Origin of the sequence: Veillonella agrestimuris (genome assembly GCF_943193065.1) — a bacterium.
Taxonomy (GTDB): domain Bacteria; phylum Bacillota; class Negativicutes; order Veillonellales; family Veillonellaceae; genus Veillonella; species Veillonella agrestimuris.
Genome location: NZ_CALPCS010000001.1, coordinates 158,486 through 185,410, shown reverse-complemented (window position 1 = coordinate 185,410; position 26,925 = coordinate 158,486). Strand labels below are relative to the sequence as shown.

The 26,925-nt window shown below is 39.7% G+C and carries 24 protein-coding genes; 23 read left to right on the top strand and 1 reads right to left on the bottom strand.

Going from position 1 to position 26,925, the window contains the following annotated elements; all coding sequences use genetic code 11:
- The first annotated feature begins 67 nt into the window (after positions 1–67).
- From ilvB to NFR29_RS00790, 8 genes are all read left to right on the top strand, one after another.
- On the top strand, positions 68–1,795 hold the full coding sequence (gene ilvB / locus NFR29_RS00825) for a biosynthetic-type acetolactate synthase large subunit (RefSeq protein WP_251421794.1): 1,728 nt from the start codon (positions 68–70) through the stop codon (positions 1,793–1,795).
- Positions 1,796–1,804: 9 nt separating this feature from the next.
- On the top strand, positions 1,805–2,314 hold the full coding sequence (gene ilvN, locus NFR29_RS00820; RefSeq protein WP_251421789.1) for an acetolactate synthase small subunit: 510 nt from the start codon (positions 1,805–1,807) through the stop codon (positions 2,312–2,314).
- A gap of 100 nt (positions 2,315–2,414) precedes the next feature.
- A complete protein-coding gene (locus NFR29_RS00815) occupies positions 2,415–3,002 on the top strand; it encodes a beta-class carbonic anhydrase (protein WP_251421786.1) in 588 nt (195 codons plus the stop codon).
- Between the two features lie 25 nt (positions 3,003–3,027).
- Entirely contained in the window at positions 3,028–4,356 is a 1,329-nt protein-coding gene (locus NFR29_RS00810; protein WP_251421782.1) for a purple acid phosphatase family protein, read from the top strand.
- 12 nt (positions 4,357–4,368) lie between these two features.
- Positions 4,369–5,565, top strand: coding sequence for a M20 metallopeptidase family protein (locus tag NFR29_RS00805; protein ID WP_251421779.1), 1,197 nt, complete (start codon positions 4,369–4,371; stop codon positions 5,563–5,565).
- A gap of 91 nt (positions 5,566–5,656) precedes the next feature.
- Complete coding sequence (locus tag NFR29_RS00800; protein ID WP_251421777.1) at positions 5,657–5,839, top strand: hypothetical protein; 183 nt, start codon at positions 5,657–5,659, stop codon at positions 5,837–5,839.
- A gap of 128 nt (positions 5,840–5,967) precedes the next feature.
- Positions 5,968–7,146 carry a M20 metallopeptidase family protein gene (locus tag NFR29_RS00795; RefSeq protein WP_251421774.1) on the top strand — a complete coding sequence of 393 codons (1,179 nt, stop codon included), beginning with the start codon at positions 5,968–5,970 and terminating at the stop codon, positions 7,144–7,146.
- Between the two features lie 92 nt (positions 7,147–7,238).
- A complete protein-coding gene (locus NFR29_RS00790) occupies positions 7,239–8,378 on the top strand; it encodes an MFS transporter (RefSeq protein ID WP_251421771.1) in 1,140 nt (379 codons plus the stop codon).
- A 182-nt stretch (positions 8,379–8,560) separates the two neighbouring features.
- Here the strand turns inward: NFR29_RS00790 and NFR29_RS00785 are convergent, their stop codons facing one another.
- Positions 8,561–9,547 (bottom strand): GMP reductase, encoded by a 987-nt coding sequence (locus tag NFR29_RS00785; RefSeq protein ID WP_251421768.1) that lies wholly within the window; start codon positions 9,545–9,547, stop codon positions 8,561–8,563.
- Positions 9,548–9,650: 103 nt separating this feature from the next.
- Here NFR29_RS00785 and thiT point away from each other — a divergent pair, with 103 nt between their 5' ends.
- The 15 genes from thiT (at position 9,651) to NFR29_RS00710 (ending at position 26,852) form a co-directional block, all read left to right on the top strand.
- Positions 9,651–10,181 carry an energy-coupled thiamine transporter ThiT gene (gene thiT, locus NFR29_RS00780; protein WP_251421765.1) on the top strand — a complete coding sequence of 177 codons (531 nt, stop codon included), beginning with the start codon at positions 9,651–9,653 and terminating at the stop codon, positions 10,179–10,181.
- Positions 10,174–11,298, top strand: a complete 1,125-nt coding sequence (locus NFR29_RS00775; RefSeq protein WP_251421762.1) for a molybdopterin-guanine dinucleotide biosynthesis protein MobB — start codon at positions 10,174–10,176, stop codon at positions 11,296–11,298. Before thiT ends, NFR29_RS00775 begins: the two co-directional genes overlap by 8 nt.
- A gap of 73 nt (positions 11,299–11,371) precedes the next feature.
- Positions 11,372–12,409 (top strand): AraC family transcriptional regulator, encoded by a 1,038-nt coding sequence (locus NFR29_RS00770; protein ID WP_251421760.1) that lies wholly within the window; start codon positions 11,372–11,374, stop codon positions 12,407–12,409.
- Between the two features lie 325 nt (positions 12,410–12,734).
- Positions 12,735–13,637: a L(+)-tartrate dehydratase subunit alpha gene (gene ttdA, locus NFR29_RS00765; RefSeq protein ID WP_338146894.1), complete on the top strand. Its 903-nt coding sequence runs from the start codon at positions 12,735–12,737 to the stop codon at positions 13,635–13,637.
- On the top strand, positions 13,637–14,248 hold the full coding sequence (gene ttdB / locus NFR29_RS00760) for a L(+)-tartrate dehydratase subunit beta (protein WP_251421754.1): 612 nt from the start codon (positions 13,637–13,639) through the stop codon (positions 14,246–14,248). The genes ttdA and ttdB overlap by 1 nt, the downstream gene beginning before the upstream one ends.
- A gap of 98 nt (positions 14,249–14,346) precedes the next feature.
- On the top strand, positions 14,347–15,621 hold the full coding sequence (locus tag NFR29_RS00755; RefSeq protein ID WP_251421751.1) for an SLC13 family permease: 1,275 nt from the start codon (positions 14,347–14,349) through the stop codon (positions 15,619–15,621).
- Positions 15,622–15,843: 222 nt separating this feature from the next.
- Positions 15,844–17,514: a formate--tetrahydrofolate ligase gene (locus tag NFR29_RS00750; protein ID WP_251421748.1), complete on the top strand. Its 1,671-nt coding sequence runs from the start codon at positions 15,844–15,846 to the stop codon at positions 17,512–17,514.
- 101 nt (positions 17,515–17,615) lie between these two features.
- On the top strand, positions 17,616–18,236 hold the full coding sequence (locus NFR29_RS00745; RefSeq protein ID WP_251421745.1) for a cyclodeaminase/cyclohydrolase family protein: 621 nt from the start codon (positions 17,616–17,618) through the stop codon (positions 18,234–18,236).
- Positions 18,237–18,417: 181 nt separating this feature from the next.
- Entirely contained in the window at positions 18,418–19,740 is a 1,323-nt protein-coding gene (locus NFR29_RS00740) for a nucleobase:cation symporter-2 family protein (RefSeq protein WP_251421743.1), read from the top strand.
- 323 nt (positions 19,741–20,063) lie between these two features.
- On the top strand, positions 20,064–20,504 hold the full coding sequence (locus NFR29_RS00735; RefSeq protein ID WP_251421739.1) for an MOSC domain-containing protein: 441 nt from the start codon (positions 20,064–20,066) through the stop codon (positions 20,502–20,504).
- A 28-nt stretch (positions 20,505–20,532) separates the two neighbouring features.
- Complete coding sequence (moaA, locus tag NFR29_RS00730) at positions 20,533–21,498, top strand: GTP 3',8-cyclase MoaA (protein WP_251421736.1); 966 nt, start codon at positions 20,533–20,535, stop codon at positions 21,496–21,498.
- 81 nt (positions 21,499–21,579) lie between these two features.
- Positions 21,580–22,521: a Dyp-type peroxidase gene (locus NFR29_RS00725; RefSeq protein ID WP_251421733.1), complete on the top strand. Its 942-nt coding sequence runs from the start codon at positions 21,580–21,582 to the stop codon at positions 22,519–22,521.
- A 144-nt stretch (positions 22,522–22,665) separates the two neighbouring features.
- Positions 22,666–24,165: a threonine synthase gene (gene thrC, locus NFR29_RS00720; RefSeq protein WP_251421730.1), complete on the top strand. Its 1,500-nt coding sequence runs from the start codon at positions 22,666–22,668 to the stop codon at positions 24,163–24,165.
- A gap of 66 nt (positions 24,166–24,231) precedes the next feature.
- On the top strand, positions 24,232–25,119 hold the full coding sequence (locus tag NFR29_RS00715) for a DMT family transporter (protein WP_251421727.1): 888 nt from the start codon (positions 24,232–24,234) through the stop codon (positions 25,117–25,119).
- Positions 25,120–25,169: 50 nt separating this feature from the next.
- Positions 25,170–26,852 (top strand): ATP-dependent nuclease, encoded by a 1,683-nt coding sequence (locus NFR29_RS00710; protein WP_251421724.1) that lies wholly within the window; start codon positions 25,170–25,172, stop codon positions 26,850–26,852.
- The last annotated feature ends 73 nt before the right edge of the window (positions 26,853–26,925 follow it).

The following is a 26,925-nucleotide window of genomic DNA, read 5'->3' as shown; positions in this document are numbered from 1 at the left end:
TTTAGATATATGTAATGAAAATAATGAGAATAATAGAATGATAAATTCTCATTAATGGAGGAGTGCTATGATTTCTGGTGCCGCTTATGTAGTGAAAGCGCTACAAGAAGAAGGTGTTGAATACTTGTTTAATTATCCTGGTGCAGCGACAATCGATATTATGGATGAATTATATAAACAAGATATGGTGAAAGTCATTTTGCCACGTCACGAACAAGCTTTAGCCCATGCTGCTGATGGCTATGCACGTAGCACTGGCAAAGTCGGAGTTTGTATGGTTACATCTGGACCAGGGGCTACTAATTTAGTAACTGGTATAGCTACGGCTTATGCTGATAGTGTACCTTTGGTGTGCTTAACAGGCCAAGTAGATTTGTCCTTGATGGGTAATGATGCCTTCCAAGAAGTAGATACAGTAGGTATTGTTCGCAATATTTGTAAATACGCTATTACGGTACGAGATCGGAAAGATTTGGGGCGCATTTTAAAAGAGGCGTTCTATATTGCTCGCACTGGCAGACCAGGCCCAGTGGTGGTGGATATTCCTAAAAATATTCAAAAAACAATGGGTTCTGATGCTTACCCTACAGAAGTAAACATTCGTGGCTATAAGCCGAATGAAACTGTTCATGTAGGTCAAATTAAAAAAGCTTGCTCTATTATCGCCAAAGCGAAGCGTCCATTATTCTTGTTAGGCGGTGGCGTTAGCATTAGTGGTGCTAACGTATTGATGACGGAGTTGGTAGACCGCACAGGTATTCCTGTAGTAACTACTTTGATGGGGAAAGGCGCTATTAGTTCTCGCCATCCCCTTTACTTAGGTAATGTAGGGATTCATGGTGGCTATGCACCTAATGTAGCTTTGACGGATTGCGATGTGATGATTTCCATCGGAACTCGTTTTAATGACCGCATTACAGGCAAATTGAGTACTTTCGCACAAAATACAAAAATCATTCACATTGACGTTGATGCGGCGTCCATTTCCAAAAATATTAAAGTCGATATTCCTATCGTAGCAGATGCTAAATTAGCTATTGAAAAATTGTTGGAATATTTAGAGCCTCAAGATTTGAAAGATTGGCCATCTCAATTGCAAGAATTGAAAGAGAAAGAACCAGTCACACAATCTTATATTGAAGGCTTGACGCCAGAACGAGTGATTCAATATATTAACGACCATTACGAGAAACCTATCGTTGCCACTGATGTAGGGCAAAACCAGTTGTGGACGACGCAGTTCTTGGAAGTAGAAGGCAATCAACAATTATTGACTTCTGGTGGCCTCGGTACGATGGGCTATGGTTTCCCTGCCGCATTAGGGGCACAAATGGGGAATCCGAAAGCTCGCGTCTTTGCCATTTGTGGTGACGGTGGGGTGCAAATGAACATCCAAGAATTTGCTACTGCTATGCATTATAAATTGCCTGTTACGTTGATTGTCTTGAATAATGGGTTCTTAGGCAATGTGCGGCAATGGCAGCAATTATTTTATGATAAACACTATGCTTGTACGAATTTGTTAATGGATGAAAGCGCCATGGTTACCCGTGAAAGTATCGACAATGGGGAATTTGACTATGTGCCAAATTTCGTGCAATTAGCTGAAGCCTATGGGGCTCAAGGTATTCGAGTGACTAAGATTGACGAATTAGAAGGGGCTTTCAAAAAAGCTGATCAATTCAAAAAAGGCCCGACCTTAATTGAATGTATTATTCCAACAGAACTCAATGTTATGCCTATGGTACCGGCTGGTAAATCGTTGAGTGACATGATATTGAAAGACAAGAAATAAGGAGGCCCTATGTTACATTTAGAAAAACGTTGTATTTCTGCCTATGTAGAAAACCAAATTGGGGTTCTCGCTAAAATTTCTGGTCTCTTTGCAGGAAAGAATTACAACTTAGATACGTTGACGGTAGGGGAAACAGAAGACCCTACTATGTCCCGTATGACGATTGAGCTTACATGTGACGATTTAACATATGAGCAAATCATTAAGCAATTAAATCGAAGTGTAGAGGTGATTAAGGTTATTGATTTCACTGATATGGCTATTACCAAGAAAGAATTATTATTTATTAAGGTTAATAGTTGTAAAGAAGCGGATAAACAAGAAATTTTCCGTATTGCTGAAACCTTTGATTTACAAGTGATTGACTATAATCGTAAGTCCGTCCTTGTTCAATGTGTGAAAACAGTGTCGAAAAATAATGACATGATTGCTTTGTTTAATGATATGTTTGTGAATCGCATCGAAGTCGTACGAGGTGGTAGTGTGGCTATTGAAGCCCTCTCTACGGCAGACAAGTAAGACGATTGCCTAATTAGTAGGACCATAGGTAAGACATAGTGTAGTTACTAGTGAATAGAATAAAGCATGAGGTAGCTATACCACTAAATAAGGGGTAAGTATGAGTTTATTAGATGATATTTTAAAATATAATAGAGCTTATGTAGAAGATCAAAATACAGGATATGTAGAAACGGATACAAAGTGTAGTAAAATGCCGAGTCGCGAGATGGCTATTGTTACATGTATGGATACGCGATTAGTGAACTTTTTAGAAGATTCTATGGATATTGGTCGTGGCGAAGCTAAAATTATTAAAACGGCGGGTAATTCCATTACAGGTCCCTTTGATGGCATTGTACGGAGTTTACTTGTTTGTATCTATGAACTAGGTGTAAATGAAATCTTTATCATCGGCCATCACGAATGTGGTATGGCTAAGACGACGGCACAAAGTTTGACAGAGAAAATGATTGCTCGCGGTATTGCACCAGAAGCGATTCGTATGGTAAAACGCGAAATGGAACATTGGGCAGATGGATTTACACATCCTGCAGAAAATGTAGAAGAGACTGTAGATGAATTGCGCATCAATCCGCTTATTCCGAAAGATGTGCCTATCCACGGACTCATTTTTCATCCTCGCACAGGTGAAATTGAAGTTATTGTCAATGGCTATAGCCAAATGAAACAATACTACGAAAAATAATACTCTAACGTAGGAAAGGCAAGATATGAGTAAGAAACAACTGCTGGGCGCCCTATTAGGTGTGATTGCTATAGGCGCCATTGGTGTAGGCGCTGTCTATCATCAATTCACCATAGAAAGCGCATTTCATCGATTTGTCTCTGTTGTGACAGGGGCTTCCGAAAAGCCTTTATTATCATCGGAGTCACGCTATATTCGCCAAATTGTAGCCGCCGATAATAGTACTGGCCGAACGATTATGTGGCAATCTGATGCTAGTGAAGAGTCATCCATTGTTGAGTATCGGTTAGCTGGTAGTGATGAAATAGTCACCGTTGCAGCTACTAATACGATGTTTACTGATGATGGTAGTACGACCTATATTCATGAAGCTACATTAGCAGAGTTAATACCTCATACTAATTATGAATATCGCGTAGGTTACGGTGATTCGCGCCGTAGTAATTGGTATCCATTAACAACGGCCGGCCCAGATGACAGTTATGACGTTTTGATCTATCCAGATTCTCAATCAGGAGACTATACGGTGTGGGAAAATATCGTAAAAGACTCCGCTTCTCGTCATCCTAATGCTGCTATGTATATGAGCATGGGGGATTTAGTGGATAATGGGGAACAAGCATCGCAATGGCGTACTTGGCTTAGTTCTGTAGAACCATTAAGTGCGCGCATTCCATTGGCACCGATGATGGGGAATCATGAAATGTATACCATTGACTGGAAAATGAGGGAGCCGAGAGCGTATTTAGCGTATTTCGATGTACCAAATAATGGGAGTAGCACATTTGACCGCCGCTATTATTCCTTTGACTATGGTGATGTGCATTATATTGTGCTAGACACACAATTATATGAAGCTAATCATGATGATAATAGTGATATACATCATCCAGATTTGTATGATGTACAAATTGAATGGTTGCGTCAAGATTTAGCAACGAATAACAAAAAATGGACCGTTGTGTTGATGCATCGCGATCCGTTCCAATATGCTTTTGCCAATCGCGATGGTCGGGACGCCGGATTTAGTGAAGAAGGGGTTATTTTCATGCCTATCTTCGACGAATATAATGTAGATCTTGTGCTATCAGCTCATTTGCATACCTATCGAGATCGAGGTCATGTACGCAACTTTGACCGCGATGCGACGGGACCACGTTATATTATTACGGGCATTGCTGGGGATGCTCGATATCCTGGATTGTGGCGAGAACATCCGCTCGATGTGTACGTAGCGCCACAACCAGAGACCAATAACTATATGTCCCTAACAGTGGAGCCTAATCGTTTAACAGTGCGCTCTTATTTACCAGATGGAACAGAATTAGAAACAGTAAGTATTGATAAGGAATAAGCGAGGTAGACTATGGATTCAGTAGAAGCACTGATTAAAGAAAGAACCTCACAATATATAGACCAAGTGATACAGTGGCGCCGCCACATCCATGCGTATCCCGAGTTATCAGGGGAAGAGAAGGAGACGTCGCTCTACATTCAATCCGTGTTAACAGAGTTAGGCATACCCTTTAAAAATGATGTTTCCGATTATGCTGTTGTTGGCGAAATCAAAGGAGCTAAGCCAGGACCTACGATTGCTTTTCGTGGCGATATGGACGCTTTGCCTATCGAAGAGAAAACTGCTTTGCCTTTTGCTTCGACTCGCAAAGGCATTATGCATGCTTGTGGTCATGATAGTCATGTAGCGATTTTGCTAGGATTAGGTGCTGTATTGCAGAGCTTGCGGAATCATTTGCAGGGGACTGTAAAACTTATCTTTCAACCGTCTGAAGAAGAAGCGTTACATCCTGGTGCACAAGGTATTGTGGATCGCGGCGTTCTCGATGATGTAGATATGATTTTCGGCCTTCACGTGTGGCCGCAATTGCCAGTTGGCACAGTGGGATTAAAAAAAGGTAATCTCATGGCTGCATCGGATCATTTTACGGTGCATATACAAGGGAAAGCAACGCATGGTGCAGAACCGCATAATGGTATTGATGCCATTGTAGCTGCGGCGAATTGGATCGTGAATGTAGAGTCCATTATTGCTCGTGAAACAAATCCAATGGATAATTTAGTGTGTACCATAGGTGTTATCAATGCAGGTACTCGGTACAATGTAGGGGCTGGAGAGGCTGTCTTAGAAGGGACTTGCCGCACCTATGCACCAGAGAAACGCGACTATATTGAGCGTCGATTAGGTGAAAGCTTACAGGCTCTCGATTTGATGTTTGGCACCACTAGCACCTTAGATTTTAGACGTGGTCATAGTGCTACTATTAATGATGGAGAAGCTATCGATATTGCTACGTCCGTCGTAGAACGATATATTGGGCCTGATGCGGTCGTTCATCCTGAGTCTCCATCAATGGCGGCAGAAGATTTCTCGGCCTATTTGCAGAAAACGAAAGGCGCTTTTCTTTGGTTGGGAGCTGGTTTTGATGGCAATGCGCCACTCCATAATGGGGCTTTCACCATTGATGAACGTATTATTGAACTAGGTCTCCTCACGATGGCAGGCATAGCTGGCGATTTGCTCATCTCTCATGATAGTTCGCATTAAATCAATTGTGTGTTACAATATAATCTACATATAGACTTTAGAATATATTCGTGATAATCTAAAAGAAATAATCTATATAGGAGGAGTAACTATGAATACAGAATCCTTTCGCAATGAAGTATTAGTACCAGCTGTAGCCAAAGCGTTAGACGTAGCGGTGAAAGCAAAACCAACAAAAGCAGAAGTGGTAACGACTGTAAAAATTACAGCCGCTGTAGCAGTAGCGACTGCTGTTGTATCTTGGGCAATCCAAGCAGCATTGCGCAATCGATAAGACCTATAAGAAAACGACACCCTAGGGATGTCGTTTTCTTTTATATATGTATTACATGGAGATATTTTATAGAATACCTATAAACGTTCTTGCGTAGTTAGATGCTATAAAGATAGAAAGAGGTTATTATGCATAGCCGTGAATTAATTGAAACGTACCAATCGTATGTACAAGATTGGCGAAGACATTTTCATAAATACCCCGAACTTAGTAACGAAGAGTTCGAAACAACTAAGACCTTGGCTAAAGAATTAGAATCTATGGGCGTGGAAGTCCAAGTGGACACAGAGCGCGGTACGGGCTTAATTGGTATTATTCGAGGTGATAAAACAGGCAAAGCCATCGCTTTGCGTGCCGACATTGATGCGTTGCCTGTAGTGGAGCATAATACATTTGATTTCAAATCGACCGTAGAAGGCAAGATGCATGCCTGTGGTCATGATGGACATATGGCCATACTCTTAGGGGCGGCCAAGATGTTGATGGATATGAAAGACCGCATTGAAGGGACTGTCTATTTAGTATTCCAACCAGCTGAAGAAACAGGTGGGGGTGCACAAAACTTTATCAACTTTGGCAATTGGTTTAACGAAATTGATGCCATCTTTGGCGGGCATGTATGGATCGATTTGCCAGCAGGATTGGTTTCTGTTGAAGAAGGACCGCGTATGGCAGCGAGTAGTCTGTTTAACATCAACGTAAAAGGCAAACAAGGTCATGGAGCGCAACCACACCAAGCTATCGATGCTGTCGTAGTAGCGAGTGCTATTGTATTAAATTTACAAACAGTTGTGTCTCGTAATATAAGCGCTTTAGATTCCGTAGTAGTAACTGTGGGAAATATTCATTCTGGTACAGAATGGAATGTCATCCCTGGTGAAGCGACTATGGGGGGGACGGTACGCTTTTTTGATCCTACACAAGAGGAACACATCGTCGCATCGATACGCCGTATCGTAGAACATACAGCGGCGGCTTATGGTGCAACAGCAGAATTTATTTATGAAAATCGCGTACCGCCAACTATTAATGATACCGCTTCTAGTGCGTTAGCAGAGCGCGTCGTTATCGATACATTAGGGGTCCATAAATTATCTAAGATGCGCAAAGTCATGCCTGGAGAAGATTTTGCGTGGTATTTACGAGAAAAACCAGGATGCTTTGCCTTTATTGGCATTCAAAATCCTGAGATAGATGCGGTGTATGATCATCATAATAATCGTTTTACTATGGATGATTCCATATTGTCAGCTGCATCAGCTGTATATGCAGAATATGCCATACAGTGGTTATTAGAAAATAAGTAAAGCCTATAACTAAAGGTGTGTTATAGTTTTAGAGAAAGGCAGATATGAACGAGGAATATATTATATCCAAATCAAATATTCGTAGCGCTTTTATGGCTTTTTTCATTCCCGGTATGTATACGGCTTTATGGGCGGGGTTCGTACCGTATTTGAAAGCAAAACTAACTATTGGTGAAGATGTACTAGGGTCTATGATTCTGTTGTTAGGTCTTGGGTCTTGTTTAGCTATGGCTATTGCAGGAAAACTTGTTGAGTCTTGGGGCTGTAAAAATACGGTTTTCCTAGGCAGCGTCATTGGTATGGCGTCGTTAGCCGGTGTAACGATGGGCACCACAATCATGAGTACGACTGTAGCGCTTTTCTTTTTTGGTCTTGGTCTTGGTATTAGTAGCTCGTCGGCTAACTTACAAGCTGTTTTGACAGAAAAGGTAAGTAAAAAGCGATTGATGGGCGCCTTCCATGGTGGCTGGAGTTTAGGCGGTTTCTTCGGTGCTGGGGTACTTGTAGTACTATTGAAAGTCTTAGGCTTACCAGTAGAGGAAAGTATTTGGGGCTTATTGATTCTATTAGTTATAGCCATGGCTATTATTAGTCGTTTTATGTTGCCTTTTGGCACGGATCCAACAGCTAAGTCGGATAGGAAATCGAAAAATCCTTTGTCATTCCACAAAATTGCCATTATTTTTGGTTTGCTTTCTTTTGTTTCTTATTTAGCAGAAGGTGCGGTGGGGGACTGGAGTGCATTGTACTTATTTGAAGATAAGAATATCATTATCGAAGAAGCGGTGATGGGAGTTATGTTCTTTAATGCTGCCATGACGATAGGTCGCTTATTAGGGAATCGAATGGGCCAACATATGTCCTCTAAAACCGTTGTTGTCGGAGGGTATCTATTAGGTGCCCTTGCGATGGGATTCATTGTGTTGTTACCAGGCTATGCATCTATGTATATGTACTTGTTTTTAGGTATTGTTTTATCCATGGTTGTACCTAACTTATTTTCTGCTATGGGAGAGCAACGTATGGTACCTATGGCACAAGCTATTGCTACATCTACATTACTAGGTTATGCAGGGATACTTATGGGGCCAGCTCTTATTGGCTATATTGCTCATGCCTCTAGTTTGATGGTGGCTTTTATTTTCATTGCTGTCTTATTAGGACTTAGTGGTTTTGTCGGGAAATATGCGTATTCCTTAATGGAATCTAGTAAGGATGAAAGCGAAGTGTAAGCGAGTATTTTATTGGATGATATGGGGCTGTATTTGATGCGGAATACGGGTGGCATATATAATTGCATATAAAAAGGGCTGTCATACATGTACATTATACATGTATGACAGCCCTTTTTTAGGTTATAGGGGGATTCAAAATCCCCCTATTTTATTTTGTATGCTTCATTAGTTCAATGTAATTAGCGATCGCCGTTGAAAATAGAGTTTTTCACTAATACGTAGTCTACTTTGCGGATGGCATCTAATGTAGTACCACCAGCATAAGAAATGGCAGATTGTAAATCTTGTTCCATTTCTACTAATGTGTCAAAAATAGAACCTTTAGAAGGAATGAAGATTTTTTTGCCTTCTACGTTTTTACGTTCTCCTTTTTGGAATTCAGAAGCAGAGCCGAAATATTCTTTTACAGCCTTGCCGTCTACGATTTTTTCTTCCCCTGGAGATTCTTGATGACCAGCGAAGAGGGAACCAATCATAACCATTGTGGCACCGAAGCGGATAGATTTAGCGATGTCGCCGTGGTCGCGGATACCGCCGTCAGCGATGATCGGTTTCGTAGCCGCTTTTGCGCACCAACGAACTGCCGCCAATTGCCAGCCACCAGTACCAAAACCAGTTTTTAATTTAGTAATACAAACTTTACCAGGACCGATACCTACTTTGGTAGCGTCAGCACCAGCGTTTTCAAGTTCACGTACTGCTTCAGGCGTACCTACGTTACCAGCAATAACGAAGGTGCTTGGCAAATGTTTTTTGATATATTGAATCATATCAATAACAGCATTGGAATGACCATGAGCGATATCGATTGTGATATAATCAGGAATAAGGTTAGCTGCTGCTAATTCGTCAACTAAAGCAAATTCTTCTTCTTTTACGCCAATAGAAATAGAAGCATATAAGTTTAGAGAATGCATGCGTTTGACGAAGTCTAAACGGCGCTCTGGTTGGAAGCGGTGCATGATGTAGAAATAGCCTTGAGAAGCTAGTTTTTCAGCTAATTCTTCATCAATAATAGTTTGCATGTTAGCAGGTACTACAGGTAATTTAAAAGTACGATTACCTAATTTTACTTGTGTGTCACATTCGCTGCGACTATTAACGATACATTTGTTAGGAATCAGTTGTACGTCTTCATAATCAAAGATATTTGTTGTATTAATCATAGTTTCTATATCTCCTTTGAGGTATAATAAAAGGAACCTGTACCATTATACTGAATTTACTTTGAATTTTCAATATGTTCCGAATATTAGGAGGTTGAGTTTCATGGGTCAGTCAAAAACGCGAATGCTTGCCGAGGCAGGTGTGGCAATAGCTATAGCGCAAGTATTATCTTTTATTGTTATCTTTCATATGCCTCAAGGAGGTTCTATCAAAGCGGCATCTCTAGTGCCGTTAATGATTTTTGCCTATCGTTGGGGCGGTTCTAAAGGGGTATTGGCAGGTGTAGTGTATGGAATATTGCACTTTTTGTTAGGTTTTAAATCTTCCATTCACTATTTAAGTATTATCTTAGATTATATCGTTGCTTACGGTGCTATTGGTGTATGTGGTTATTTCCGAAATGTAACAGGCGGTCTCGTCATTGGCCCTATTGTGGCCATTGCCCTTAGATGGATGGCTTCTGTAACGAGTGGCGCAATTGTATTTGCTAGTTATGCGCCACAGGGGGAAAATCCATGGATCTATTCCATGGTTTATAATGCATCGTATATGCTCCCTGATGGGATTATTAATATTATTGTATTTGTCTTTATTTATAAAGCAGTAAAAAGAGGTTTGAAACGCAGTGTCTAAGTTAGGTTTGATTATACTTGCAGGTGGTCTTAGTTCTCGTATGGCACGGCCGAAGGCTTTGTTGCCGTGGACGAATGGTGAAAGTCTCATCTCTCACGCTTTACGAAATGCACTAGAACACGACATCGATGATATTTTAATTTCTGTTGGTACCGATGAAGTATTAGCTCAAGAGATTCAACATAATATTATCGATACATTGTCGAATGAGGAGTCTCAAAGAGTTTCTATTGTTCGGGATTCTGTTGAGCGGTCTGGTCCTTTAGGTGGACTATATAGCTCCTTATCAGTAGGTAGAAGTGAAGCCTACGCATTACTTGCTGTAGATATGCCGTTTATGGATATATCTTTATATTATGAATGGCTATATGAAGTAGATGAACCATGGGATGCTATTATTCCTAGTATCGTCGATGCTGACACAACATTAAATGATCAACGCTGTCTAGAACCGATGGCAGGCATTTATAAAACAGCAGTTAAAGATGTATTGCCTCATGCATTAGCTAGTGAAGACATGTCGCTTCGTGGTTTTATTAATATGTTACATAAAGTCTCTGTAATAGATGCTAATCATTGTAAAAAGGCTTTGCGAAATGTTAATTATTATGATGAGTACAAGTGGGCGAGAGCAGAAGCTGTTAATAAAGAACGACAAGTACCAGTCCTTAGTATCGTTGCAAAACATAGAAAAACAGGGAAAACGACAGTCGTTACAAAGTTAGTAGAAACATTATCAGAAAAAGGTATAGCTGTAGGTGTTGTAAAAAGCGATAGTCATGGATTTCAAATGGACCATGAAGGGACAGATACGGACACAGCTTATAATGCCGGAGCTTGTGCAGTAGCTATTGCAGGACCAACGGAGACGGCTGTTCGTCTTCGTACAGAACAGCAAATGGACGTATATCATTTGACGCAACAATTACCTGTAGACATCGTTCTATTAGAAACGCGTAGCCAAGGGGTCTTTCCCAGTATTGAAGTGGTAGTGGATCCCGAGCAGGCTGATTTAATCAGTACCGAAGATGAACGGATATGTACAGTTGCGTTAGCGACGTTAGATGAAACTTTGCCTCATATAGTTGGGCATATAGAAAAAATGGTGCGTCGTTGATTTCAGAATTTAAATCTCGATATAAAACACTCAAATTAGAATTAGTTTTTGAATATATAAACTGAGTATACATATGGATTATTTTTATTATATATACAACCATAATCACATACAGTTTAGCAGTCACATTTATAAGGTCAGTTCCTATCATTACAATTGGCATGATGACGTGGAAATCCTCATTTTGCTGAAAGGCCATTTGGAGATGAGCTGTAATGCAGAGGTATTCAAAATGAATCCCTTTGATGTAGTAATCATTTCACCGCAAATCGGACATGCTACATTGGCTTTGGAGCCGGATACGATGGCTATCGTTATGCATATCGATAAAGAGTATTTTACGGCCTTTGACTCACAATTTGATGGGTACCATTTTGTCCTTCATTCGGATAGTGAGAACAGAGACACGCCTTTCTATGAACATGTGCGACATCACGTGGCTGCTATGATGCTGCATCAATACGATATAGCTTGGGAGACTATGGGACGAAAACATAATGAGTCTAACATATCACCGAGTCTATTTATGGAACAACAGTTTTCTATATTGGCTTATGATGTGTATGAAGAAGTATTACATCATAAAACGGACTCCATACTTGTGCGATCTAAAGATACATCATCCACTACCTTTGTCGATATGATTTCTTATATTGATGATAATTACCACGGAAAAATAGAATTAGAAGATATCGCTAATATTGGTGGCTATAGTGTAGCCTATACATCACAATTTTTTAAACGTCACATGGGCATATCTTTTATGGAGTATCTACTGCGCCTTCGATTGAGAGAAGCTACAGTACGCCTTGCAAATTCTGATGAACCTATATCTCGCATTGCTAATAGCGTTGGCTTTGCCGATATTAAAGCCTTTAATGTAGCTTTTAAAAAGCAATTCCATACAACTCCATCTCATTATCGGTCCATTGCCAAGGAAGTAGGGCGAGAAACAAAATTACATGATTGGAAAGAACTGATTTCTGCGCAGTCTGATGATGTGTTGGCGATTTTGAAAGACCTTAATACAGAGAATGAGACTGAAACAAAAGAGGATCGATTAAAAATCGTACAATCTGAATTAGAAAAACTTTTAGAGATTCTCAAATAGACTTATCTAAAATCATTAGGTATAGGTAAAATTACATATAGTAAAATCCTTAATTGACTAGTGAGACTATAAATAATACTGTGTTTATAGTCTCTTTTTGTATATATGGATGGGTGAAATTATATATGGCAATCTGTTATTTGCAGCATATATTTATAGATGTACTGGTCATAGCAACTTTCAGAGGGCGAAAAAGGATATGCTTAGAAGGATAGTTCTATCTCTTAGAATCAGTAGAATGGAAGTATAGAAAACATATATCATGCAGTTATATCATAGAGTGCAATCATACATGATAGACAAAGTTTCAATATGGAGGTTTATGATGAGTACAAAAGAACAACAAGTACAAGAGATGACAAGAGTCATGGCAGAATTTATTGCTCATATTGCAAAGAAACTACCAGATGATGTAGAAACAAAAATTCAAGAATTAGCAGCAGACGAAAAAAATCCATTGGCAAAAACAATTTATGAAACGATGAAAACCAATCAAGACTTGGCGTTTGAATTAAATCGTCCATCGTGCCAAGATACAGGGGTACTACAATTTTGGGTGAAAGTAGGCTCTAATTATCCTTTAATTGGTGAATTAGAAGAGATCCTTCGAGACGCTACTTTCAAAGCAACACAAGATGCGCCATTGCGTCATAATTGTGTAGAAACGTTTGATGAATTTAATACGGGAAAAAATATCGGCCGCACAGCTCCTTATATTACGTGGGACATTGTGCCTAGTAGTGATAAGGTAGAAATTTTTCCGTATATGGCCGGTGGTGGTTGTTCCTTGCCTGGCTCTGGTAAAACATTGATGCCTGGTGAAGGCTATGAAGGGGTGGCTAAGTTTGTGCTAGATCTCATGACGAGTTATGGTTTAAATGCTTGTCCTCCGTTGTTAGTCGGCGTTGGTATTGCCACGTCTATCGATACAGCCGCGATGATGTCTAAAAAGGCATTAATGAGACCTGTTTCGTCTAAAGCGAATAATGAAAAGGCGGCCTATATGGAACAATTATTGGAAGATGGTATCAATGCGTTGCAAATTGGACCACAAGGTATGGGTGGCGACAAATCTGTACTGGGTGTAAATATTGAACATGGGTCGCGCCATCCATCGGTTATTTCTGTAGCTGTTAACGTTGGTTGTTGGAACCATCGCCGTGGGCATGTAGTATTTGATAAAGATGGTAAGTACGAAATTCTTTCTCACAAAGGAGTGACATTCTAATGGCTAAGCATATTTTGACAACCCCAATTCAGGCATCTGACCTTGAGAATATTAAAGCAGGCGATATTATCTATTTAAATGGACATATTACGACGTGCCGTGATGTAGCTCATCGTCGTCTCGTTGAATACGGACGTGAATTGCCTGTTGACGTTCGTGATGGTGCTATCCTTCATGCTGGTCCTATCGTGCGCGACCATGGAGATGATACATTTGAAATGATTTCTGTAGGGCCTACCACATCGATGAGGATGGAAAAATTCGAATACGAATTTGTTAAACAAACGGGGGTGCGTTTGATTGTCGGCAAAGGCGGCATGGGTTCTGAAACGGCGCGTGCTTGTAAAGAGTTTGGTGCTCTTCACTGCGTATTCCCTGCAGGGAATGCTGTATTAGCAGCTACAGAGGTAGAAGAAATTGAATCTGCTAACTGGCGTGAATTAGGTATGCCTGAAGCATTATGGACTTGCAGAGTCAAAGAATTTGGTCCTCTTATCGTATCTATTGATGCGAAAGGAGATAATTACTTTGAAAATAAAAAAGTAGAATATAATGCTAAAAAAGAAGAAGTATTAGAAGAAATCTACAAGCATGTAAGCTTTATTAAATAGTTTTTATAAATGAGCATTAAGTATATATAAAAACTTTACATAAGCAATCATTCTTGTATATACTATTGGGGTATGACTGCCATGAAAGGAATGTTCTCATGGATTATAGTATTATGGTCACATTGGGGTTCCTCGTGTTTGCAATCGTAATGTTTGCAATGGAGAAACTCCCATTGTCTGTTACAGCAATGATTACTGCTGTAGGTTTACACCTTGCTGGTGTATTGACTGCAAAAGAAGCCTTCGCAGGTTTCGTTGATTCGAATGTTATTTTATTTATGGCAATGTTTATCATCGGTGCAGCTTTCTTCGAAACAGGGGTAGCTGTTGCTGTTGGTAATGTAGTAACTAAGTTTGCTAAAAATGAAACTATCCTTATTATTTCCGTTATGATGCTTACTGGTATTATGTCAGGTTTCTTGTCTAATACTGGTACGGCAGCCGTAATGATTCCTGTAGTTATGGGGATTGCGAAAAAAGGTGGTTTTAATTCTACTAGATTATTGATGCCAATCGTCTTTGCTGCTGCTATGGGTGGCAATATCTCCATGATTGGTTCTCCAGGCAATATGATTGCAAACTCCAACTTGCAAAATGCTGGTTTGGGATCCTTTGGTTTCTTTGATTATGGCTTAGTAGGTTTGCCAATGCTTATTATTGGTACGATTTTCTACGCATTTATTGGTAAACGTTTCTTACCAGAAAAACCAAGTCGCACACCAGATGCTAGTTATAGTGAAAATGATGATTATAGCAATGTGCCTGTTTGGAAAAAATGGACAGCTGGTTTAGTATTAATTCTTACTATTTTAGCTATGATTTTTGAAAAACAAATCGGCGTTTCCTTAGCCGTTAGTGCCTGGGTTGGCGCTTTGGTTCTTGTAGCTACTGGCGTTATTAGTGAAACAGCAGCTGTAAAATCTATCGATATGAAAACGATTTTATTGTTTGCTGGTTCCTTGGCTCTCGGTACAGCAATGGTAAAATCCGGTACAGGTGCATATATTGCAGATCTTATCGTTAAAGGTCTTGGTGATACGCCAAATCCGTTCGTATTGCTTCTCGTATTGTTCTGGTTGTCTGTATTTATGACAAACTTCATGTCCAATACAGCAGACGTTGCATTGTTAGCACCAATTGGTTTAACATTGGCGTCTACACTTGGTTACGATCCACGTGCTATTCTTGTAGCCATTGTTATTTCCAGTTCTCTTGCATATGCAACACCAATTGGTATGCCGGCGAACACAATGGTTTATAACGTAGCTGGTTATAGCTTCAAAGATTTCGTGAAAGCAGGGGTACCTTTGATTATTGTATCTGCTATCGTATCTTTGATCTTGTTACCAATTCTATTCCCATTCAACCCTTAATCAATTTAATATCGGTAAGTCATACTCAACCGCCACATATGTGGCGGTTTTTTATATACAAATTTATAAGTAGTTCAGAACAAGTTATAGAGGAAACTTATATATAGAAAACATTAGACATATGGCGAACTTTCACATATAATTAAATAATCATAGGTGTACAAATATACATCTACAGTAGACAGTTACAGTGGATAATGACAGCATGGTATAGGAGGACGTATGTTAAGCGATATTGAAATTGCCCAACAAAATGAAATGCAGAAAATTCAGGTTATTGCTGAAAAATGTGGATTAACTCCTGATGATATTGAACAATATGGTCACTATAAGGCGAAAATTTCTTTTGATGCCATTCAACGCGTCCAAGCTAATCCTGATGGCAAGCTCGTCCTTGTTACGGCTATTACACCGACGCCAGCAGGGGAGGGGAAGTCTACGACTACTATTGGTTTAGTGCAGGCTTTAAATAAAATTGGTAGAAATGCTATTGCTGCCTTGCGCGAACCATCCTTGGGCCCTGTTTTCGGTATTAAAGGCGGCGCTGCTGGCGGCGGTTACGCGCAAGTAGTGCCAATGGATGATATTAACCTTCACTTTACCGGCGATATGCATGCCATTACAGCAGCGAACAATTTATTGTCCGCTATGATTGATAATCACATCCATCAAGGTAATGAATTAGGTATTGATTTGCGCCAAATTTCTTGGACCCGCGTACTTGATATGAATGATCGTGCTCTTCGTAATGTGACAGTTGGTTTAGGAGGAAAAGTCTGCGGGTTTCCTCGAGAAGATCATTTTATGATTACTGTTGCCTCTGAAATTATGGCAATTCTATGTTTAGCGAAAGATTTAGATGATTTGAAATCTCGTTTTGGTCGTATCGTTATCGGTCCTAATTTACAAGGTGAACCAGTGTATGTACACCAACTTGGTTGTGAAGGGGCGATGGCGCTTCTCATGAAAGATGCCATTAAACCAAATTTTGTACAAACATTAGAACATACGCCAGCTATCGTTCATGGTGGTCCGTTTGCGAATATTGCTCACGGTTGTAACTCTATTGTAGCTACTAAATTAGGCTTAAAATTAGGGGACATCGTCGTTACGGAAGCAGGCTTTGGTGCTGATTTAGGGGCAGAAAAATTTATCGACATAAAATGTCGGTATGGCGATATATTCCCTCATGCCATTGTCATCGTTGCTACATTGCGGGCTTTAAAAATGCATGGTGGTGTTCCGAAAACTGAATTGAATACAGAAAATATTGAGGCTATTACAAAAGGCTTTAGCAATTTGAGAAAAGCTATTGAAAATATGCGATTCTTCCATGTGCCAGTTATGGTGGCTATTAACAAATTTGCTTCTGATACAGAGGCGGAGATTGCTGAATTAACTCGCTTATGCAATGACTTTAATGTGCCTGTAGAGTTAAATGAGTGCTGGGAAAAAGGTGGCGACGGTGGTATTGATATGGCTAATCGCGTCGTAGAATTGATCGAAGATAGCGAACCGAAAGCTAACTTTGTCTATGACCTATCCGATAGTATTGAAGAGAAGGTCAATAAAATTGTGCGCACCATTTATGGCGGTAACGGTGTTATCTTTACAGATAAAGCTAAAAAGCAAATCAAACAATTACAAGACTGGGGCTTAGTAGATTTACCAGTATGTATGGCGAAAACTCAGTATTCCTTATCCGATAATCCAGCTCTATTGGGAGCGCCAACAGGATTTGATATTACTGTGTCTGACATTCGAGTGGCCAATGGGGCAGGCTTTATCGTATGCCGCACTGGTGATGTTATGGTTATGCCAGGTTTGCCGAAACGACCGGCAGCGCTTAATATGGATATTAAGCCAGACGGAACGATTACGGGATTATTTTAATATGACATAGGAGCCTTGAAACAAGGCTCCTATCTGTTTATAAAGTATATATAAATAGAATATATAGAGAATATATAGAAAATATATAGAAGAGGTGTACCATGGAATTAAAACTTACAACCGTTTCTGCTTTTGTAGAGGCAACGGCGTCGAAAGAACCAACCCCAGGAGGTGGGGCTATTGCAGCCTTTACTGCTGCCACAGGTGCAGCGTTAGCTGAAATGGTAGCTAATTTAACGATTGATAAAAAAGGATACGAATCTGTACAAGAAGAAATGAAAACTATTCAGCAACAAGCTGAAGTCATTCGCAACAAAGCGCTTGATTTAGCAGAAGCGGATATGCAAGTTTTTAGTACCTTTATGAGTGCTTTAGGATTACCAAAAGAAACAGATGAAAAGAAAGCGAAGCGTACAGAAGCATTGCAAGCGGCTTATAAAGATGCTGCTAATGTGCCATTAGAAATCGGTAAACTAAGTTATGAAATTTTTGATCTTGCTCATGCAGTAGTGACAAAAGGCAATACGAACCTCGTAACAGATGGTGTTATTGCTGCTATTAATGCACGAGCTGCTGTAAAATCAGCATTTTTAAATGTTCGGATTAATTTGTCGGGCATCAAAGATAGTGCGTTAGTAGCGGATATGACGGCCTATATGGATCGTGTAGAAGCCGATTTAGATGAGCGAGAAAGACAAATTGTAAATCTGTATAAAGGATAATTTGTATTATACGGATTATGACAATAATTCACAGGTGACACTTTATTCATGAGCACGTTAGACGATAAGAGTAGGAAATTTTATATAATTTTATAGGAATATAGAAATATGTGTTGTAAAAATCCGAACAATAAGATAAAATAAAACGGTAATGTTTGTGAATTTAGTGTAGGAGTGTATCATGACAGAACAACAGAATACCGTTGATAGTATGTTACCCGTGTCTAAGCTGTTTGCTTATGGCTTGCAACATGTGTTGGCTATGTACGCCGGAGCTGTAGCGGTGCCAATTATTATTGCACAAGCTATGAACTTGCCTGTAGAAGACTTAATCCGTCTCATTACGGCTGATTTATTTACATGTGGTATTGCCACTTTGATCCAAACTATTGGGTTTGGTAATATTGGTGGTCGTATTCCTATGATTCAAGGTGTTACCTTCGCTGCTGTAGGACCTATGGCGATGATTGGTGCACAACATGGGATGACTGCTATTTACGGTGCCATCATTGTGGCGGGCTTATTTACGTTCCTCGTAGCCCCATTTTTTAGCCGTTTGATTCAGTTGTTCCCACCAGTTGTAACAGGTACGATTATTACGATTATCGGTATTAATCTTATGCCTGTTGCCGTACGTTGGATGGGGGGCGGCGCCGGTAGTCCTGATTTTGGGAGCTTTACGAATATTGGCTTAGGTTTTATTACCTTCCTTATCGTTGTCTTTACGTACCGCTTTGCCAAAGGCTTTGCTAGTAACTTAGCGGTCCTCATCGGTTTGATTGGGGGCACTATTATTGCTATGGCCTTAGGGGTAACGAATTTCGATGAAGTAGGTAGAGCACAATGGGTGTCTGTCATTGAACCGTTTTACTTTGGCTTACCAACTTTCGACTTAGCCTCCGTATTTGCTATGATCATCGTAATGCTCGTTGTTATGGTCGAAACGACTGGTGACAGTATTGCTATTGGTGAATTAGTAGATAAAAAAATTGGCCGCAAAGAATTGGCTGCTATTATCCGTGCTGACGGTCTATCTACAGTGATTGGTGGTATTTTGAATAGCTTCCCTTATACTGCATTTGCCCAAAACGTGGGCCTCATTGCAGTAACGAGAATTAAGAGCCGTTTCGTAGTTGCTGCATCCGGTGTTATCTTGATTTTCCTTGGTTTATTTCCTAAATTAGCGGCTATTGTAGCGTGTATTCCTAATTCCGTATTAGGTGGTGCTGGTATTGCTATGTTTGGTATGATTATTGCCAGTGGTATTCGATCATTAGGTAAGGTCTCTTTTGACGGGAATCATAATCTTATGCTCGTAGCTATTAGTATTGGCGTATCTATGATTCCATTGGCATCGCCAGGATTCTACGCGCAATTTCCAGCGTGGGCGCAAATCTTGCTTAAATCTGGCATTACCTTTGGTAGTGTAATGGCTATCTTCTTGAACCTTCTTTTCAACGGCCTTAATAAAGGTGATGAATTAGAAGCGATGGGTCGTCGTTAAGATGAGTAAGAGTAATTAAAAATATACTGAAAATCGATTATATTTATAAAAGAGAAAGAACTCCCTTTTGATAAAAGGAGTTCTTTCTCTTTTATTTATACAAATTTTGTGAAATTTCTATGGTATAATGAATATAAATGACTGTATAAATTTGTAATAGTATCTGTTTATCGTGTACGTTGATAGACCTTAATCGTATAGTTACTATGTAGTAAGAGTGTGAGTTTAATCATATATCCAAGACATGGTCATAGTATAAGATATAGAATATGTGAATATCCTTTACTATCTTAATCATGCTTTCATAAGAAGGAGCCAATATAATGACTAACGGAAAGATTATTGCTATCTCTAAAAGTGAAAAAAAAGGTCAGAAGAAATATAATATAGAGTCTGCAAATTTAATTGTAGATCACGGTATGGAAGGCGATGCTCATGCAGGTAATTGGCATCGACAAATCAGTTTGCTCGGTATTGCTAGTATTGAACATATGAAAGCTCAAGGGGCAGATGTAAAGCCAGGCGATTTTGCGGAAAATATTACTGTCGAAGGACTAGTGCTTTACGAGATTCCGGTAGGAACAAAAGTCAAAATCGGAGACGAAGCAATATTAGAAATTACGCAGATTGGCAAAGAATGTCATCAAGGTTGTGCCATCATGCAACAAGTGGGCTCCTGTATTATGCCTACCCAAGGTATATTTGCAAAGGTGTTACACAATGGGACGATTCGCGTCGGTGATGAAGTCCAACTTATTCCTTAATTACTATCATGAATAGACGAGGTTGATTATGCGTGATTCCTGGGGGCGCACCATTGAATATGTGCGCATATCGTTGACAGATGCGTGTAATTTTTGTTGTCCCTATTGCAGACCCCAAGAAATTACGCCAAGCAGTCAAATTCATTTATTACATCCCCATGAGTGGATGATTATATTAGAAGCTTTTCACCGATTAGGTGTGAAAGCAGTGCGCTTAACAGGTGGGGAGCCGCTTTTGTATCCTCATTTGGATGAATTGTTGCAGAGAATTAATGAAACGCAGTGGTTTGAAGATATTTCTATGACTACCAATGGTAGTTATTTAGGCGATAGAGCGAAGACATTGCAGCAGTTAGGACTTAATCGGGTAAATATTAGTTTAGACTCTATCGATCCTGATATGTTTGATGTTTGCGTGGGTAAGCCTAACCAGTTGAACTCTGTATTGCGCGGTATAGAGGCGTCCTTAGCGGCGGGATTTAAACAAGTAAAAATTAATACTGTGTTATCGAGATATTGGTCGGACGAAGAAGTCCGAACTTTGTTTGAATATATTGATGCATGGGCTGTTATATGGCGTTTTATTGAATATATGCCATTCCAAGGTGATGCTTTTCATGGTCCTACCTTTGATGAATGGCGCGCTCAATTAGAACGCGTCTGTGGAGAACCGTTGCAATCCGTAGATCATGTGTATGGATTTGGTCCTGCTACCTATTATCGGTTGCCAAGTGGAAAAGATATTGGCTTTATTTTTTCTATGTCTCATAATTATTGTGATACATGTAATCGATTACGGTTGACTTCTGATGGTCATATGCGGCTTTGCTTATTACGCGATGATGAATCGAATTTGATTAATCTTGTCCGTAATGGTATAACTGTAGATGAATTGGTACGTCATATTGAATTGACCGTGCAATTAAAAAAACAAGAGCATGACGGAATCGATATGGATCAACCAGAACGGCCTATGTGGCGCATTGGTGGCTAATATAAGAGACAACGATTTAGCTCGTGCTAAGCATGGAGAGCTTACAGAATAAAAACGTATATATGTGTATAGGAGGTTTGTATGGGTGTAGATAAGTTTAGAACTCAAGATATTTACAAAGATGCAGGGAAAAGTGTTAATTTTACAACACTTTTATTGAATCGCAAAGATCAAGGTGCTGAAAAAGAAGTTATTCAAGATATGGCTGATCGCATCCAAGCAATCAAACGATCGGTAACGATTCGTTCCAATGGTGCAAGCCTTGGCATTGCTATGGGCTTTAGCCGTAACGCTTGGGACTATTTATTCCCCGGTGCAAAAGTACCAAAAGAGTTAGAAGACTTCACTGGTATTAAAGGGGATAAACAAGATGTACCAGCTGTAGCAGCGGATATTTTCCTTCACGTTCGCTCTAATGATGAATCTGTCACCTATACAGTGGTCGATCAAATCATGGGCTTTTTGCGTCCTATTACAACTGTAGTAGACGAAACTCATGGCTTCCATTATGAACAAGGGCGAGCTATCATTGATTTTATCGATGGTACGGAAAATCCTGTTGACGAAGAAGCTGTGGAATGGGGCGTTATTGGCGAAGAAGATCCTGATTTTATCAATGGTTCTTATGCATTTGCTCAAAAATATGAACATGATTTAGATGCGTGGCGCGCATTACCTACAGAAATGCAAGAAAAATTCATCGGTCGCCGCAAATTCAGCGATATTGAACTAGAAGATGATGAAAAAGATCCTGCAGCACACAATATTTTAGCGCAAGATAATCGCGATGGGGTGGAGCATAAAATCGTTCGCATGAATGTACCTTTTGCAGAACCAGGTAAAGGCATTCGTGGCACCTATTTTATCGGTTATGCCCGCTACTGGGATGTAACGAAAACGATGCTTACTAATATGTTTGAAGGTAATGATAAACTACTAGATTATTCAAAACCAATCACTGGTCAATTGTTCTTTATTCCGTCTCTCGATACATTAGATGCTATAGCAGAAGATGAATTATAAGCTATTTCTAGGGACTCTCATGGATTGACGATAGAATTGACAATATAAAATGTAAAAATCTATAGAAAACGCCCTTTCGAGGGCGTTTTTATGCTATAATAAAGGATATTAGATTCTATAGAGGTTAGTAGTAAGAGGTTGTTCATGAATTATACAAGTACTCGTGGCACTGTTGCCGTAAACGAAACGTATGCATTGTTGCATGGTTTAGCAGAAGATGGGGGACTATATGTACCTGCTTTATTTCCAAGCAATTGTTTAACCTATGCAGATGTGAAAGATAAAAATTACCAAGAAGTGGCAGCTGTAGTATTGGCGAAATTGTTTCCATGCTTTTCGGAAGCTCATTTAAAAGAAATGATCAATTCAGCCTATAGCGATGCGAACTTTAGCACTCGTGATATTGCGCCAATCCATTCTTTATTAGAAAAAGTATCTGTATTAGAATTATTCCACGGACGTACGCAAGCTTTTAAAGATATGGCATTGTCGTTGTTCCCATATTTATTAGTGGCAGCGAAAGAAGCAGAAGGGGAAACGAAAGAAGTCCTCATTTTGACAGCTACTTCTGGGGACACAGGGAAAGCAGCTTTAGAAGGTTTCAAAGATGTGCCAGGTACGCATATTCAAATTTTCTATCCTACTGATGGCGTGAGCCCTATGCAAGCAGAACAAATGCAAAAGCAAGAAGGGGAGAATGTCAATGTAACGGCTATTCACGGTAATTTTGACGATGCGCAACAATTCTTAAAACGTTTATTTGTTGATGCGGACACGGCTAACACAGTAGCTGAAAAAGGAGTTATGTTCTCTAGTGCCAATTCCATCAATATTGGTCGGTTGGCTCCGCAAGTGGTGTACTATGTGAATGCCTATGCAGAATTGGTGGCACAAGGGGCGATTCACGAAGATGAAGCTTTTAACGTAGTAGTGCCGACAGGGAATTTCGGTAATATTTTAGCGGCTTATTACGCTAAAAAAATGGGGATTCCTATTGGCAAACTCATTTGCGCATCGAACCAAAATAATGTGCTCACTGAATTCTTTGAAACTGGCACCTATGATATGAACCGTCCGTTCTACACGACTATTTCGCCATCTATGGATATTCTAGAATCTTCTAATTTTGAGCGATTCTTATATTACATTTCGGGTGAAGATAGTGAACGAACAGCACAGTGGATGAAAGATTTGAAATCTACTGGTAAACTATCTGTTAACGATGAAGAGTTCAAACGGGTAAAAGCTAATTTCGATGGCGCTTATGTAGATGACGAAGAAACGAAAGCCATTATTGAACAAGTCTATAATTCCTACGGGTATTTAATGGATCCTCACACAGCAGTTGCTATGGGGGCGTATATGAAAACATTGGAAAAACATCCAGAAGATGGTGCGCGTCATACGATTATTGCGGCTACAGCTCATCCATTCAAATTCCCAAATGCTATTTGTGAAGCTTTAGATATTAAAGTAGGCGATACACCATATGATAGCCTAGATAATATCTCTGCTGTTACTGGTGTAGCCTTCCCTAAACAATTAGAAGCGCTTAAATCTAAGCCATTACGTTTCACAAAAGCTATCGATAAAGAACATATGAAACAAGAAATTCTAGATTTTGTAGATACATTTTCTAAGTAGTTAAAGTACCGCCTTTCCTCGGGAAGGCGGTATATCTTTACATATTAATAGATCATAGGAGGTTCTATGGTAAAGAAAGGTCTCATTTACGCAGTATTATCTGCTGTACTGTTGAGTACGATGAACCTCTTTGTAAAAATGTTAGGTTCTACTATTCCATCCGGCGAAATCGCTTTCTTCCGCGTTTTTTTCGGCACTATAGCAGTACTTATCGTCATGTATGTGAAAGGAATTTCCTTCTCGAAGGAAGATCGAGGACTCCTCGTGATGCGCGGTCTCTACGGCGGGCTCGGTATGGTTTGTAACTTCATTGCCTTAGTGCACATGAAAATGTCCGACGCCACAATCCTATTCCAAACATCAGGGATTTTCGTATTTATTTTTAGTGCACTATTTTTAAAAGAATCAGTGCCCAAAGGGGCAGGTAAATGGTTGCTCCTTATTTTTGCAGCCGTTATGGTCATGGTTAATCCTTTTAATTTTGACTCCTTCTCGTGGTACGCCTTGGTAGCTTTGTTAGGGGCAGCCTTGTCGGCAGCGGCGTATACGACGATTCGGACCATCAGCAAACGCGGCAATCACAGTAATTTTGAAATTATGGCTTATTTCCTCATTACAGGAATGATTGCAGGCCTTGTAACGACCGATGGATTTGTTATGCCTCAAGGGAAACAGTGGCTCATCATTTTTGCCATCGGTGCTATTACAGTAGTGGCACAATTCTTCTTGACTGGCGCTTTCGTCACTACGAATGCCGTAGTAGCTCAATTTTTACAATATATCGGGGTTTTCGTGAGTTCCTTCTATGGATTCCTTTTCTTCGGTGAAAACTTGTCTATAGAGACGATTCTGGCCGGTATTGCCATGTTCGTAGCCTCTGTTATGCTGGCACGACTAAAAGAACAATCTGGACCTGTGGGCGAAGGAAAAGTGATAGAAGATAAAGTAAAATAATAATCGTATAATCGTAGGCGGTACATATATCCTTTAATGAGGAGGTTGCTATGTTTATAGAGTGGATGCATATAGAGAATTATCGGAATTTATCCGATTTGGAATTACATTTTCACAAAGATATGAATTATTTTGTAGGTGAAAACTCTGTAGGTAAATCTAACTTTTTATCCTTGCTAGAAACGATAATGAATGCCAAAGGCTTTGCTGAAAGTGATTTTACGTCTGTCAATAAGCCTATTCGCGTACAGGCACGTCTGTCGTTTACAGAGATAGCGCCAGCCTTTGAAGGACTATTAGATGAAGGAAATACAATTACGATTCAAATAGAACAATTAGTGGAAGAAGTATTTCCTCGCGTCTATAAAATAACTAATAAATCTATGAAACCTATGTTGTTATCCATGTTACGTCATGCTCTATATTTGTATCATAAGGATACGGCAGAAGGGGAACTATATACTATACCATCGACCGTATATAGTGAACTGGGAAATCAATTAGAACAATGTTTGCCTACATTTGGCATATCCATTCAGGCTGATATAGCGCAGAGAAATATAAGAGGCCTAAAGGGAAATTTAGATCCTAAATGTATCCTCAATATACGGCATTTAATTGAAATTTTAGGAACTTCTAACCATACAGCCCTAGCAGATAAATATTCTGTTCATAATGTGCGCCTTATTATGGCGGTAGCTTTAAAAATATTGGCTCAAATCTATATGAAGGTCAACAGTGCATCAACTCCCTTGGAGTCACTTGTTGTGTATGATGAGTCAGGGCGACGATTATTGCCATTATTTATTAGTATTGATGAGCCAGAATTGCACCTAAGCCCTTATTTGCAAAGAGCCTTACTGAATTATTACCGTCAAGTAGTAACGAATGAAATTCCGGAATTTATAAGGTTGTTGAAAACCTTATTTAATATAGATGGGTTATTAGGACAAGTGTTTATCGTTACTCACAGTACTGATTCTCTCGTAGATGATTACCGATATATTATTCGCCTGTATAAAGATGAGCAAGCTGTAGTACAAGCTGCTTGTGGTGTTAACTTTAAATTCCCTCAAGAAGTTGAAAAGCATTTGATTATGCATTTTCCTGAAGCAAAAGAGGCGCTATATGCGCGGTGTATCATTCTTGTAGAAGGTGAAACAGAATACGGTTCTTTCTCCGGTTTTGCTAGCAAGCTGCATATAGATTTTGATTATTTTGGCATTTGTCTCATGAATGCCCGTGGCGAATCATCTATTAGTAAATTGCACAAATTATTTAAACGTTTTGGTATTCCTACAGTAGCCCTCTATGATAGAGATATGTTGAGCAAACATAGTAAGGCTCATCCAAATGTATTCTATACGGATGAAATATGTTTTGAAATGGATGTAGTGGCCCATATGATTCATCATGGGCATAGATCGGCCCTTGATGCAATGATTAGCGATATGACTGACCAAGGCCGGGGCATGGTGACGAAAGATATGGTACGTCGAGGGGTAGCGAAGCTGGGACTACAACGACAACAAATCGTCCCTCGCCGATTGAAAAACATTAAAGCCAAGGACATAGAAACATTATTAATTTATTACTTCTCTTGGTTTTATAGTAACAAAGGCGTCATTGTAGGCCGTAGAATCTCTCACCATACACTGCCGCATATGATACCGCCTGCATTTGTGAAAGTGATTCAACGAGCCAAAGAATTAGCTATAACTATGCAAATTTAGCAACGATGAAAAGATGATGAGGGGATTTAGTCTTATCTATGCTATTATATCTTTTATATGATAGAAAATACTA